The sequence below is a fragment of the Peribacillus sp. NPDC097264 genome (assembly GCF_050277925.1).
In the GTDB taxonomy this organism is placed as follows: domain Bacteria; phylum Bacillota; class Bacilli; order Bacillales; family DSM-1321; genus Peribacillus.
Map to the genome: position 1 here is coordinate 61,388 of NZ_JBNNSR010000003.1, position 13,033 is coordinate 74,420.

General features: G+C 42.8%; 15 protein-coding genes. 4 read left to right on the forward strand and 11 right to left on the reverse strand.

Translation table 11 applies throughout. The annotated features are described in order from the left end of the window. Nucleotides 1-26 precede the first annotated feature (26 nt). Nucleotides 27-824 (reverse strand): phosphatidylserine decarboxylase, encoded by a 798-nt coding sequence (locus tag ACQKL0_RS05605; protein WP_402958365.1) that lies wholly within the window; start codon nucleotides 822-824, stop codon nucleotides 27-29. A 134-nt stretch (nucleotides 825-958) separates the two neighbouring features. On the opposite strand from ACQKL0_RS05605, the gene pssA reads away from it, so the two are divergent. Next, entirely contained in the window at nucleotides 959-1,498 is a 540-nt protein-coding gene (gene pssA, locus ACQKL0_RS05610; protein ID WP_402958363.1) for a CDP-diacylglycerol--serine O-phosphatidyltransferase, read from the forward strand. Nucleotides 1,499-1,554: 56 nt separating this feature from the next. On the opposite strand, the gene ACQKL0_RS05615 is transcribed toward pssA, so the two are convergent. Further along, nucleotides 1,555-3,342: a M3 family oligoendopeptidase gene (locus ACQKL0_RS05615; protein WP_427686568.1), complete on the reverse strand. Its 1,788-nt coding sequence runs from the start codon at nucleotides 3,340-3,342 to the stop codon at nucleotides 1,555-1,557. Nucleotides 3,343-3,506: 164 nt separating this feature from the next. On the opposite strand from ACQKL0_RS05615, the gene ACQKL0_RS05620 reads away from it, so the two are divergent. After that, entirely contained in the window at nucleotides 3,507-3,800 is a 294-nt protein-coding gene (locus tag ACQKL0_RS05620; RefSeq protein ID WP_427686570.1) for a hypothetical protein, read from the forward strand. A 189-nt stretch (nucleotides 3,801-3,989) separates the two neighbouring features. Here ACQKL0_RS05620 and sigK read toward each other — a convergent pair whose 3' ends face one another. After that, on the reverse strand, nucleotides 3,990-4,721 hold the full coding sequence (gene sigK / locus ACQKL0_RS05625) for an RNA polymerase sporulation sigma factor SigK (protein WP_402869661.1): 732 nt from the start codon (nucleotides 4,719-4,721) through the stop codon (nucleotides 3,990-3,992). A gap of 331 nt (nucleotides 4,722-5,052) precedes the next feature. On the opposite strand from sigK, the gene ACQKL0_RS05630 reads away from it, so the two are divergent. Next, entirely contained in the window at nucleotides 5,053-5,247 is a 195-nt protein-coding gene (locus ACQKL0_RS05630) for a sporulation protein YjcZ (protein ID WP_402869663.1), read from the forward strand. Nucleotides 5,248-5,635: 388 nt separating this feature from the next. On the opposite strand, the gene ACQKL0_RS05635 is transcribed toward ACQKL0_RS05630, so the two are convergent. The 6 genes from ACQKL0_RS05635 to ACQKL0_RS05660 all read right to left on the reverse strand — a co-directional run bounded on the left by ACQKL0_RS05635 (nucleotide 5,636) and on the right by ACQKL0_RS05660 (nucleotide 10,091). Further along, nucleotides 5,636-5,776 (reverse strand): YrzI family small protein, encoded by a 141-nt coding sequence (locus ACQKL0_RS05635; RefSeq protein WP_427686572.1) that lies wholly within the window; start codon nucleotides 5,774-5,776, stop codon nucleotides 5,636-5,638. Between the two features lie 424 nt (nucleotides 5,777-6,200). After that, nucleotides 6,201-6,467 carry a YrhC family protein gene (locus ACQKL0_RS05640; protein ID WP_402958354.1) on the reverse strand — a complete coding sequence of 89 codons (267 nt, stop codon included), beginning with the start codon at nucleotides 6,465-6,467 and terminating at the stop codon, nucleotides 6,201-6,203. Between the two features lie 105 nt (nucleotides 6,468-6,572). Continuing rightward, entirely contained in the window at nucleotides 6,573-7,709 is a 1,137-nt protein-coding gene (locus tag ACQKL0_RS05645; RefSeq protein ID WP_427686574.1) for a bifunctional cystathionine gamma-lyase/homocysteine desulfhydrase, read from the reverse strand. Between the two features lies 1 nt (nucleotide 7,710). Continuing rightward, nucleotides 7,711-8,634, reverse strand: a complete 924-nt coding sequence (locus tag ACQKL0_RS05650) for a PLP-dependent cysteine synthase family protein (protein ID WP_427686576.1) — start codon at nucleotides 8,632-8,634, stop codon at nucleotides 7,711-7,713. 105 nt (nucleotides 8,635-8,739) lie between these two features. Beyond that, the gene (mtnN, locus tag ACQKL0_RS05655) at nucleotides 8,740-9,435 is read right to left on the reverse strand and encodes a 5'-methylthioadenosine/S-adenosylhomocysteine nucleosidase (protein WP_427686578.1); all 696 of its coding nucleotides are present in this window, start codon (nucleotides 9,433-9,435) and stop codon (nucleotides 8,740-8,742) included. Nucleotides 9,436-9,452: 17 nt separating this feature from the next. After that, entirely contained in the window at nucleotides 9,453-10,091 is a 639-nt protein-coding gene (locus ACQKL0_RS05660) for a class I SAM-dependent DNA methyltransferase (protein WP_427686580.1), read from the reverse strand. A gap of 138 nt (nucleotides 10,092-10,229) precedes the next feature. Here ACQKL0_RS05660 and ACQKL0_RS05665 point away from each other — a divergent pair, with 138 nt between their 5' ends. Next, nucleotides 10,230-10,442, forward strand: a complete 213-nt coding sequence (locus ACQKL0_RS05665; RefSeq protein ID WP_402869677.1) for a DUF2536 family protein — start codon at nucleotides 10,230-10,232, stop codon at nucleotides 10,440-10,442. Nucleotides 10,443-10,483: 41 nt separating this feature from the next. Here ACQKL0_RS05665 and ACQKL0_RS05670 read toward each other — a convergent pair whose 3' ends face one another. Further along, nucleotides 10,484-11,125, reverse strand: coding sequence for a YrrS family protein (locus tag ACQKL0_RS05670; protein WP_427686582.1), 642 nt, complete (start codon nucleotides 11,123-11,125; stop codon nucleotides 10,484-10,486). An 86-nt stretch (nucleotides 11,126-11,211) separates the two neighbouring features. Then, nucleotides 11,212-12,963 carry a peptidoglycan D,D-transpeptidase FtsI family protein gene (locus tag ACQKL0_RS05675; protein ID WP_427686584.1) on the reverse strand — a complete coding sequence of 584 codons (1,752 nt, stop codon included), beginning with the start codon at nucleotides 12,961-12,963 and terminating at the stop codon, nucleotides 11,212-11,214. Nucleotides 12,964-13,033: the final 70 nt, after the last annotated feature.

Consider the following 13,033-nt stretch of genomic DNA (forward strand, 5'->3'; position numbering starts at 1 on the left):
GACAAATCCTGTTAGCCTTTTTATTTTCATACCCCTTCTTGCTTGGCCGCCAAATGTCCAATCGTTTCACCGACCCTGACATCAGCAGGAACGGATAAGCTTTCGGCGAGTCTAAAGCGATCCTTTTCAAAGAGCAGAACGACGGTTGAACCGAAACTGAAATAAGAAAATTCCTGTCCTTTTTTCAATTGCCTTGAATCATCCGTGATGACGATGGAATTGATAAACATGGCGCCGACCTTGACCATGGTTATGCACCCTTCCTCGCTTTGTAATTCTGTAATCGTACGATAATTTTTGGCCAAGGGCTCCTTACCATACTTCATCCCCCATTTATTGACAGGGTATGACTTTTTCCCAAGTGTCCACCTTTTGATTACAGAACCGGAAATGGGCGCATGAATCCTATGATAATGGCTCGGGCTTAAGTATAACACGAGATATTTACCGCCTAGGTATTTTTCTAGAAACAGAGCATCCCCCACCATTTCTTCCATAGAATATACCTTTCCCTTAACGACGATTTTTTTATCAGTACGAATTTCTCCCGCGTCCTCGAGAACGCCATCGACCGGACACGCCACCGCAGAGCTGTCGGTCGTAACCGGTCTCGTCCCCTGTTTTAGCTGCCTTGTAAATAAATCATGCAAATTCGTATAGGCATTCATGTCATTGTTGAACTCTTGTTGATCAAGGTTGAATTTTTTCACATATAGAGGAATCAAGGGCCTACTCCATCGTGATTGGCTGAACTGTTTTAATAGGCCTGAAGATACTCTTCCATTCGTGAGTTCTATAAGAATACGATAAAATGTTTGATACAACTATACCACTCCAACTTGTTAAAAAATTCAAAAAGCACTTGCATAAATTGCGTTCATTCCAATATTATTATATAATAAATACTTATGTTTACTATTCTTTACTTTATTTTGCTTTTTTTGAAGGGAGGGAAAAGATGTTTTTATTACATGCCCTAGATCAAACCATAAAAAAATTGAAAACCCAAACAGCCAATATTATAACTCTAATGAACTTATCCCTCGGTGGATTTGCCATAATAGCCGTGATACACGACCAATTAAATCTTAGCTTGCTTTTAATTTTCCTGGCTGCCCTAGCAGATCGATTTGATGGTATGGTTGCGAGGAAGTTTAACATTGAATCGGAATTAGGTAAAGAGCTTGATTCCATGTGTGATATTATTTCTTTTGGAGTCGCACCCGCTCTACTATTATACCAAGGAATATTAATAGAATTCGGTGCGCCAGGAACATTTTTAACTGTTTTTTATATTGGTTGCGGAGCATACCGCCTTGCACGCTTCAATATAAGTGAGAATAATGGATATTTTACCGGCGTACCGATTACCGTCGTTGGCTGTGTGGCCACACTTAGCTACCTGGCGATCCCTTATTTACACCCGGTCTTTTTCTTATTTCTTATGATTCTATTATCTTTACTTATGATCAGTCCATTTAAATTGAGAAAAGTTTAATTGCTGAAGGAAGCGGGCGCCCTATTCGGGCACCCTTTTTTTTGCAATTTTCCGCTTCATGCCTTTCGAAAAAGTGGATCCGTCAAACGCATAAATTCCTCAACATCCTGCATACAGGTAGAAACCGCTTCTTGCCAAAAACCTCGTGTGGTTATATCGACACCCAAATGCTTCTTAGCCAAGGATTCCACATTCATCGAACCTGTATCCTGAAGCAGGGCGATATACTTCTCTTCGAATCCAGCAGGTTCATTCAGAGCTTTCGCATAGATACCTAACGAAAATAGGTAACCGAATGTGTACGGGAAATTATAAAATGGAACATCGGTGATATAAAAGTGAAGCTTCGAGGCCCAGAATGTCGGGTGATACTCATCTAACGCATCCCCATATGCCTCTTTCTGAGCATCGACCATCAGCTCATTTAAACGCTCAGCACTTACATATCCTTGTTTTCTTTCCTCATAAAACCTAGATTCAAATAGAAAACGGGCATGGATATTCATTAATAACGCCACGGAGCGCTGAATTTTATCTTCTAGAAGAATCAGCTTCTCTTCCTCACTGGATGCTTCTTTCAAAGCTGCATCCGCTACGACCATCTCAGCGAATGTAGAAGCTGTTTCAGCCACGTTCATGGCATATGAGCGATTTAATGGATGGATATTCCCCATCACATGGGAATGGAAGGCATGTCCCAACTCATGGGCCAATGTCGATACATTCGAAGGCGTTCCCGAATAGGTCATAAATATTCGGGATTGATGATCCAGTGGGAAGCCTGTACAAAAACCGCCTGGTCTCTTGCCTGGTCTATCCTCCGCTTCAATCCAGCTGTCTTTGAATGCCTTTTGGGTGAAATCCGCCAATTGACTTCCGAATTTCGAGAATTGTCCGATAATGAAGTCTGCCCCTTCTTGATACTCCATTACTTTCGATGTGGCCGTAACAGCAATAGGTGCATCCAAGTCAGCCCAACTCAGTTTTCCCACTTCAAGCATTTCAGCCTTTCTATGTAAAAACCGCACAAGTGGTTCTTTATTGTCAGCTATGACCTGCCACATGCTTTCAAGCGTCTCTTTCTTCATCCTGCAGATTTCCAGGGGTTCCTTCAAAATATCGTTCCAGCCCCTTTTTTCATTCACGCTAATCCGAAAGCCCGCCAAATGATTCAAGGTCCTTGCAAACAGTTCACCCTTTTCTTCCCATGCACGTTCCCAAGCTGTAAATAATTCGTTTCGGACACTTTGGTCCGGACTGGAAAATTTATTTGCCGCCTGACCGATAGAAAGCTCTTCCCCTTTAAACGGAACCGTCATCGAACCTACGAGCGTATCATACATTTGGCTCCATCCTTCAAATCCGTCCATGGACAACTGGGTGATCAGCGACTCTTCCTGGACCGAAAGTTTCTCTTTAGCACGGTCTCGACGCTCATTCAATACATAGGCCAGTTCATTCAACGGTTCTTTCTTGAGGACATTCTCGAACCAATCATCATTAAACTGGACCAGTTTTTCATCCAGTCTACTTAAAGCGACTTTCAAGGATGCTTCCACCTTCATCAGTTTGACCCTTAACTGACCTGCTTTTTTATCCTGAACATTTTGGGCCTCAAGGCAACCTATAAAAGCCCCTACCTGTTCCATTTTCATTTTGGTGACTTTGTAAAGATCGAGAGCCTTGATCAAAGTCTTTTCACTACCCTCTGAATTCAACAAACACACAGCTTGATCCAATTCCGTCACTTCTTGTTTGATTTCATCCATTAGGAGCAGAAATTCCGTTGAAGAGCTTCCCCCTTTAAAAAAGACATCCAAATCCCACGTTAAAGAATATCCCATACATAATTCCCTCCTTATCAACAACACCATTATAGAGGGTCCATCCATTTTTTCCTATTCATAAGGGAGATTTAGTAGATTTTTGTCTAATTGTTTTCCCGCTTTCCATATTATAAGCATGATATGATTGATGTACGTATTAATCGAAAAGTTGGTGGTCCTTTTTGAAGTTCATTATCCACTTTTCAGTCATTGCCCTTCTCCTCTGGACACTGCCCCATTCCTACCAGCAGCATACTCCATTGACCCTTGAAGAGGGCCATGACATACACCTTTTGAAGATAATCGAGAAGAAGTTTGCACTGATACCTTTCTTGAAAGTCAGCCTAATCCTCATCGTTTTGCTAGTGAAAGAATCATGGATATTCCTGTTCCTTTATTTCCTCTCTGCCTTCCGCCGACGTTTTTTCAATCCTGTCTTTTATCAGGCGAATTACATAGCTTCTCTCACTCACTGATTTCACAAAAAAAATCGAGGAGTGATGGATATGTGGTTCCGCCTAATCATGATTGGAATCTTTTCGTTAACTGCATCACGTTTATTTCTGTTCCAGGGCATTGAAATCTACCATGCCTTTGCAGACCTGATTCGCAATAAATAAAAAGACGAAGAGAGTGCGGAAGCAAGAATCCGCACTCTCTTCGTTTTACATCCCATTATCTTTGGCCTTCTTTTCCTTCTCTTTCTCCGCACGATAAAATTCATGGAACATCTTCATCAAGGCACGCTTTTCAATCCTTGATACATAGCTACGAGATATGCCCAGTTCTTTAGCAATCTCTCTTTGCGTCTTCTCTTTCTTTAAATCTAGTCCAAACCTTCCAACGATGACTTCCTTTTCACGCTCATCCAAAACACCAATATACTTCTTCACTTTTTCTATTTCCATATTAAGCTGAATCGTGTCAATGACATCCTCTGATTCTGATTTCAATACATCAATTAAACTGATTTCATTTCCTTCTTTATCTTGACCGATTGGATCATGCAGGGAAATATCCTTTTTCGTTTTTTTTGTTGCCCGTAAATGCATCAGGATTTCATTTTCAATACAACGTGCTGCGTAAGTGGCAAGCTTCGTGCCTTTACCGTCGGAATAGCTTTCAATAGCCTTTATCAATCCAATGGTCCCGATTGATATCAAATCTTCAGTATCTTCACCGGTATTTTCGAATTTCTTGACGATATGGGCCACTAGCCTAAGATTATGCTCGATGAGAATATTACGGGCTTCCCCATCCCCTTCACTCATAAGCTTCAGATACTTCTTCTCATCTTGTGAAGATAATGGCTGGGGAAAAGCATTATTTTTCACATAGGAAACTAATAAGTAAAATTCCTTGATGAGATAACCGACTGCAGTAAGTATTCCAGGCATTGGTTTCATCCTCCCGCCTCATTGGGTGTTTCCTTATCCATACCTATGCGGTTGTGGGCTTGTTCTTGTCTGTACCACAAAAAGAAATCCTCCGCTTGGTTCATTACGTTGCTAGAGAGTGTCTACCTGCATGGATTTTCTCTGGAATATCCATGATTTTAGGATTCAAGGATTGATGAACCCGTCTAAAGGATGCCGAGAAAAGCACCTAAGCGATTAATAGAAAATGTGGGAGGGAAATCATTCAAGAAAACTCCTTTTAAAATCCCAATCAAACATAGACAAACTTACATATAATGATAGGGAATTTAAGCGGGAGGGAGGGATTTGTATGGGATACGGCTATGGACCATACGGATATAATTACGGTGCTCCATGCCCAGCACCTTGTTATGGCGGAGGTGGATTCGGTCTTGGAATCGCCTTGATCGTCGTCCTCGTCATCTTACTGCTGTTATTCGGATTCTGGTTCATTCCTGGTGGATTCGGATTCGGGGGCTGCGGAGGACCGGGGCCATGCTGTTAAAATAGAAAAAACTCGGCCAAGTGCCGAGTTTTTTCTATTTTACATAGTCCATGATGCTGTGCAGCGGTTTATCGGCATCGACAGAAACATTTACAGCGATTACTGTTCCAATGACAGTCGTAACAACCAGTACCATTACGATTGAGAACATTCTGAATCACTCCTTATAATTGAACCTGTCTTCAATTTACCACGTTAATGTGATTGCCGACCGCTGCTATTATGAACACTTTTCATACAATCCATGGCGATACTGTGAAGATTGCCTTACCTTCGTTAGCCGGTATCCTTCTCCTGCCAGTAGCAACACTTTTCCCCTTTTATAATAGCCCATTTAATCATAATGATCTCCACCTTTCATTTTAATATTTCCTACGTGCCCCTTAGATTAGAAAAAAGGACGATGCCTCATTGCTTTATCTAGGTGCTGCTCACGTAATTTCCTGATTCGATCTTCTTGCAAATATTCCTCAGCAGTCATTTTCCTCATTTTGATTGTGATTGTAAAAAACAGCATATTCAGTGTCATAATATCACCTCCTTTAAGGGGGCGGCTTACCAAAAAGGCATAAAAAGGCCGCAGAAAGTTCCTTCCTCCTGCGGGATTTTAAAAAATATAAAATGGCCGCAGGGTAAAAGGATTCTCCCTGCGGCCATTATGTCTGAATGATTAATAAAGCCCATTTGCTTTAAGAATATTCCGCATGGCACAGGTCGAATAGTATATGATTGTTTGTTGGCAAGATCCAGCTAATCAGCTTAATGTTGATTTCAAGTAAATAAGTTCTCATCTTCTTCGACCTCCTTCGGAATATTATTTGGTAAGTATATCCAATAAATAACGTTTTGTAAATAGACTTTTTGTAATTTTTAGAAATTTTTTCTGTTCCAGAACATAAGGTAATAAAAAAAGCCTGATTCCCCAGTTACACTAGGAGAATCAGGCTTAATTGCTATTGTTGTAAAAAATCTTGGTCATCGCTTTCGTCCAAGATTTTTTTATATTTTTTGGATATAAGGAAAAAGAGGATGGACAAACCGAGGAAGAGTACAGTCGCTCCCATATAGACATTGGTGGAAAGGTCCGTTTTTCCGGTTGTAGGCAGTATCGTTCCTAAATAAAAGAACGCTCCTACACATAATAAGGTGATCGCAAATTGTTTAAAATCCGCCATTTTGGAACGTAGAGCAGCTGCCGTTTGATTTTTACGGTTTTTCATCCCATTCACCCCTTCTTTCTTCTAGTAAACAATCTATATCTCATTCTACCATATTAATTCCAAATGGTTGGGTGTAAATAATGGGAGGAAACTGTGTAAGTGGTTCTATCCTTCTAACGCCTGTTCTAGATCTTCCAAGAGGTCTTCCACATCTTCCAGCCCTACGGATATTCGGATTAATCCATCCGTGATGCCTAAGTTTGCGCGTCGTTCGGCTGGAATCGAGGCATGAGTCATCAAGGCCGGAACCGATATAAGGCTCTCCACAGCCCCAAGGCTTTCAGCAAGGGTGAAGTATTTCACTTTTTGAAGCACCCGTTCTGCCTTCTCACCACTGCCGACATCGAATGAGACCATGCCACCAAAACCCCGGGATTGCTTTTTGGCAATTTCATGGTTGGGATGATTGACGAGGCCTGGATAATACACTTTTGAAATTGATTCATGCCCGGTTAGGAAACGGACAATTGCCGAGGTGTTCCTTTCGTGTTCTTCCATTCGAATGCCGAGTGTTTTCATTCCGCGCATCAACAACCAGGAATCTTGAGGCCCCAGCACGCCTCCTGTGGAGTTCTGGACAAAGTGAAGGTCTTCCCCTAATCTTTCGTCATTCACGACGGCAAGACCAGCCACAACGTCACTGTGGCCCCCAAGATACTTCGTTGCACTATGGAGAACGATATCTGCCCCGAGCGTAAGCGGATTTTGCCAATATGGAGTACTGAACGTATTATCCACAATGGTTAGCAGGCTGTGTGCCTTCGCTATTTTAGCTATTTCTTCAAGATCGGTGATTTTCAATAAAGGATTGGTCGGGGATTCAATGAACAGCGCTTTTGTATTCTGCTTAATCCCTTTTTCTATAGAGTCTATATCACTCGTATCGATAAAGGTGGCCTCTAGCCCAAAACGGTTCAGGATTTTTGTCATCACCCGAAAAGAGCCTCCATAAACGTCATCAGTCAGCAAGATATGATCCCCTTGATTAAAGAGCATCATCACAGCCGTCATTGCCGCCATTCCGGAACCAAAGGCAAATCCCCGTTTCCCCCCTTCAAGCTCCTTGATCAATTCCTCGAGAGCATGGCGGGTCGGATTGCCGGTACGGGAGTACTCAAAGCCCCTGTGCTTTCCAGGCCCATCCTGTTTGTATGTGCTTACCTGATAGATTGGCACCGATACGGCCCCTGTTTTTTGATCGCCAAAAATGCCTCCATGAATCAATTGTGTCTTCTTCCTCACTTCATAGGCCTCCCCGATAAATATTTTTGCTTAAATAACGCTCGCTGGAATCCGGAAAAACGACCACGATATTTGTACCTGCCCGGGCCTTTTCCGCTTCCATCAAGGCCGCGGCAAACGCAGCACCAGAGGAACTCCCGACGAGCAGTCCTTCTTTCAAGGCTAATTCTTTCACCTTGGCAAAGGCCTCTTGATCGGTTATCGTATGAATCTGATTAAAATACGCCTCATCCATGTAAGCAGGTAAAAACTCCATGCCGATTCCTTCCGTTTTATGGGGTCCCGTTTTCCCGCCGTTTAAGATGGATCCCTCCGGTTCGACGATGACGGTTTTGACTGCAGGGTTTTGTTCTTTTAAATATCGGGATGTCCCCATGAAGGTTCCTCCAGTTCCCGCACCGGCAACAAATACATCGACCTTGCCATTGAGCTGCTCCCAAATTTCCGGACCAAGGGTTTTATAATACGTCTCCGGATTCGAGGGATTGGCAAACTGTTGAGGACAGTATGCACCAGGAATTTCGGCAAGAAGTTCCTTCGATTTGGCAATGGCTCCTTTCATGCCATCTTCAGTAGGGGTTTGCACAACTTTTGCACCAAGAGCACGCATCAGCTCCTGCTTCTCGCTACTGAATTGCTCCGGTACACAAAAAATCACATCGACACCCTGGTTAATCGCTGCCAAGGCTAAACCTATCCCTGTATTTCCAGCGGTCGGTTCGATAATGGTCCCACCCCTTTTTAATGCTCCCGTGGCAAACGCTTGCTTCAAAAGTTCTTGGCCAAGACGATCCTTCACGCTTCCCCCAGGATTGAGGAATTCCAATTTAGCATAAATCCGGACATCATCCGGAATCGTGAAAGAAGTGATTTCCATCATGGGCGTCTTGCCAATCAAATCATGTATGTTGTGAATGACCTTCATAGTGGACATCCTCTCTAAGTTTTCTTAGAAGCTTAGTTGGTTTAAAGGTGGAGATAAAGAATAATCAGCGGAATGGCTTCCGCTGATCACTAGCTGTTTTGTGGCTTATTTCATTTTTTCAACCATTTTCAGAATCAGTTCCGCTGAATGAAGCGCCGCCGTTTCCAGGAATTGATCAAAGGAAACATTGGACTCCTTGCCAGCGATATCCGAAAGCGAGCGAATAATAACAAACGGTGTCTGGAATTGATGTGCAACCTGAGCGATTGCTGCCGCTTCCATTTCTACCGCATATAAATTAGAGAATTTACCTCTGACGAATTCGACACGAACCGGATCATTCATGAACGAATCACCCGTCACGATCAATCCTTTTGCCACTTGGATATCTTTAATTTCTTTAGCCCCTTCTTCTGCTATTGTGAATAGCTTTTCATCCGGGATGAAAGCAGCAGGCAGTTGTGGCACTTGACCATATTCATAGCCAAAAATCGTTACATCCACATCATGATGGCGCACTTCAGTTGAAATGACGACATCGCCGACATTCAAATCAGGGTGATATCCACCTGCAGATCCCGTATTAATGACTGCATCCGGTTTGAACTTTTCCAAAAGGATTGCGGTCGACATGGCCGCATTCACTTTTCCGATTCCTGATTTAAGCAAAATGACATCGATTCCATTCAATGACCCTGTATTGAATTCCGAACCGGCAATCGTCACCTGTTCCAGCCCTTCCAATTTATCGCGTAAAATCGTCACTTCTTCTTCCATTGCTCCGATTATGGCTACCTTCATTAGTTAAAAACCTCTTCCTATATTTTTTCCGCCTCCATAATCCAAACAAATGAATTGCAACGCTCAAAATTCACAGTGAACCCATGTTTTACAAGCACTTTTTCCAAAAAAGGAATCGTCGTGTAATATTCCGTTTGCAAATCCTTCGCCAAATTATGAAAGCCTGCATCCTCTGCATCCCGAATCGCCTGATCATGCGCTTCTTTTGATTGATACATGGTATCCGCAAACACTATTCTACCACCAGCATTCAGTAACTTTCCATAGTTGGCAATGGCTTTTTCTTTTTCTTCATCCGTTAAATGGTGAAAAGCATACGTACTAACGATTGAATCAACCTGTTTCGGCATCGGAAAATCGATGAAATCACCATCCACGATTTCCGTTTTATCCTGTAATTTTCTGATTGCTATTTCTCTCATGGCCGGGGATGGCTCAATCCCAGATACTGCGCGACCGGCTTTTATCATCCGTTCCGTCAAGTTCCCCGTTCCTACCCCAAACTCCAATACATGACCATGGGACCGGCTTACGACACTATCCAATATTTTGTCATAATGCTTAAAAACCTCTTGATATTCAATATCCTGTCCCTCGACGGATTCATCATACGATTTAGACCATTCATCGAATAGTTCCAAAAACTCTCTGCCCATATTAATCACCTTTTTATGAGGAATAATTTATACCTATGAACAGAATATGAGAGTTAATAAAAACGGTTCGCATTTTTTAGGCAGTTTCACCAGATTTGATGGTACACTAACACTATCAAAACCTTGGAGGAATATAGTATGGATTTTCAACTTGATTTAAATTTATTCGAAGATAAAATTGAATTTTTCGAAGCGGAAAGCATCAAGAGCCTAGAAGAAAAGGTCCAATCCCAAATCGAGATCAACAAAGCGATCTTGCTACAGGTGCACTCCGTATCACACCAAATGTATGTCAGTGAAGAAGGACGCCGCTTCTATAGCGCCGTCGTCCATTTTAAAGCGAAAAAATGAAGAAAATCCCGGAAAGCCATCGCTTTTCGGGATTTTCATGCTTACTTTTTATCATTCACTTTCAATTCTTCGACTTTGACTGGTCTCCATCCAGAACCGTCCACCCACTCGATATGTACACGATACGTTTGTGATTCGTTTCCATCTGAAACAGTGCCGATGGCCGTACTCGGAGATCCACCGTTTTGTAACCACCATAACTTCATGCTGCCTTCGTCCACACCAGCTCCAAGGGCAATCGCCTTACGCATTTCATTCCAGTCAACCGAACCCTTTTCGAAGCTTGTCGTATGTTCACCCGCTTGCTCTGTACCAACCGGTTTCCAACCCTCACTCGTATAAGCCTTCTCGACATTGCCATCTCCGCTTGCCTCCACTTCTACAAGCTCAGCAACCTTGTCCTTATCTTCCTCAGTCGTATCTGTCGCTTCTGAATCTTCTTCATCTGCTTCTTCTTCCTCGACTCCTGGTGCATCTTCTTTTTTCTCTGTTTTCTCAGCTTTCTTCTGTTGTTTTTCAGTGGTTTGTTTCGGCTCGGTTGTCGCTTTTTCTGTGGAATCGTCATCACTAAGGAAAATCGTGGCTGCCACAATGACAATGAGAATGGATACGATGGTAATCGCGATATTATAAATTTTATTTAATTTTCGTTTTTGATCTCTCTGATTGAATCTAGAACTCAAGGTCCATTCCTCCCTACCTTTACTTTCAGCCTCATTCTATCATGATTCAGCTGGAGATAGAAGGGGAAGGTTTCCTACACTTTTCGTCAATTCTCGCGTATATTCTGGTCCTTGCTATATAGAATATTTACAATATCTGAAAATAGAGGCGTCATGCTGGAACTACTTTCATTTGTTTCAAAATTCACCGTAACCAGTGCATATTTGGGATTTTCATACGGAAAATACCCAGCAAACCATTTATTGAGCTCCCCTTTTTCAATGTTAGTCTGTGCAGTCCCCGATTTCCCTGCGACCTCAACAGGAAGGTTCTTTAGAGAAGCACCGGTCCCTTTCACTTCCGTGACCACCTTTCGTAAAAGATGTTGCAATTTCATCGCCGTATAAGGCTTCACTGTATCTCCCGCCATTGTTTGTGTAGGAAAGTCGACTACTGTCGTGCCGTTGTCGAATTCTACCTTCGAAACTGCTTTGACCTGTTCTTTCTTCCCTCCTCTTGCAATGGTCGCCATCATATTGGCAATGGCAAGTGGTGTGGTTTGGACATCCTGTTGACCAATGGATGTCTTGGCAATCATTTTCGGATCCTTTTTCAATTGTTCATCATGCCATACCTTTCCTTTTTGTTCATGGTACAACTGGGTGACGGCCGTATGGTAAACATCCCCCTGCCATCCGGATTGGCCAACCAACCCCAACATTTCAGCATATTTATCCAAAAAGTCCGGATCCTTTACGGCGATTTCCTTCGATAATTCGGCAAATGTCCTGTTACAGCTCTGGGCAAAGCTATTCTCAAAATTCAGCCTGCCAAGCTCTCTCTGTTTATCGGCTTCCCCTTCAATCGTTTTATCACAATCAAACGTTCTAGTCGGGCTCGCAGCCTCGTAATCAATGACAGCTGCTGCCGTTACCGTTTTAAAAACGGATCCGGGCGTTTTTTGAGTGAGCATCGTATTGATGGCACCTTCGCCATTGGGGTCCTTTTTATTAAGGGCGGGGCGGGACACCATGGCCACGATTTCGCTTTTTTCAATATCAATCAGCACAAGTCCACCTTTTTCAATCCCGCGCTCATCCACGAGCTTCTCTGCTTCTTCTTGAATGCTCTTATCGATGGTCGTGATCACTTTGACAGGGTAAAGAGGGTTGGCAGGTTCCACGTATTTTACGTCCACGCCAAACATCGGACCCCCACTGGCATCGACATGAAATACGAGCTTTGATTCTCCATCGGAAAGTAAGAACTCATCAAATGTCCTTTGTAAACCCGTATTGCCAATTTTCGTATCTGCAGAAAGCTGCATATCCGGGTAGCGCTTTTTCTTTTCGGCATCCGATATATTCGTTGTACCAATCAATTGTGCGGCGGGTATTTGATCATGATATAGCTTTTCGTTCACCGCAAATACGCCAGGGATTTTCAATTCATTGATTGCCTTGGACTGATCCAAGGTTAGCTCGATCGGGTCATCCCCACCAAAAACAAAGGGATCTTTCGCTTCTGCGATCGACTGTCTCAGTTCCCATTCCGTCCTGCCGATTATGGAGGCGACTTGATCTATAGGCCAGTTCATCTTATTTAAAAACGGAAACAAAACAAGTGTCGGGATTTCTTCATGGGCAAGTGGAATGCCATTTCGGTCGTAAAACTTCCCCCGTCCGTCGTCAATCTTTAAAATTTGCGAGCGTTGGTTTACACTTGCTTCTATTAAATTCACATCATGCTTGGAAAAGGATTCTGTAGACACTAGTTGGATATAAGCTATTCGGCCAATAAGCATCAGCATGAACATAGCCAAGACAACTGCAAGTATCCTCATTCGTTTCTTTTTCATATAGAAACACCTCGTTACCATTGTTGACGAGGTTGGGATTTTTAAACACTAAAAAGAGGATGCCCTCATG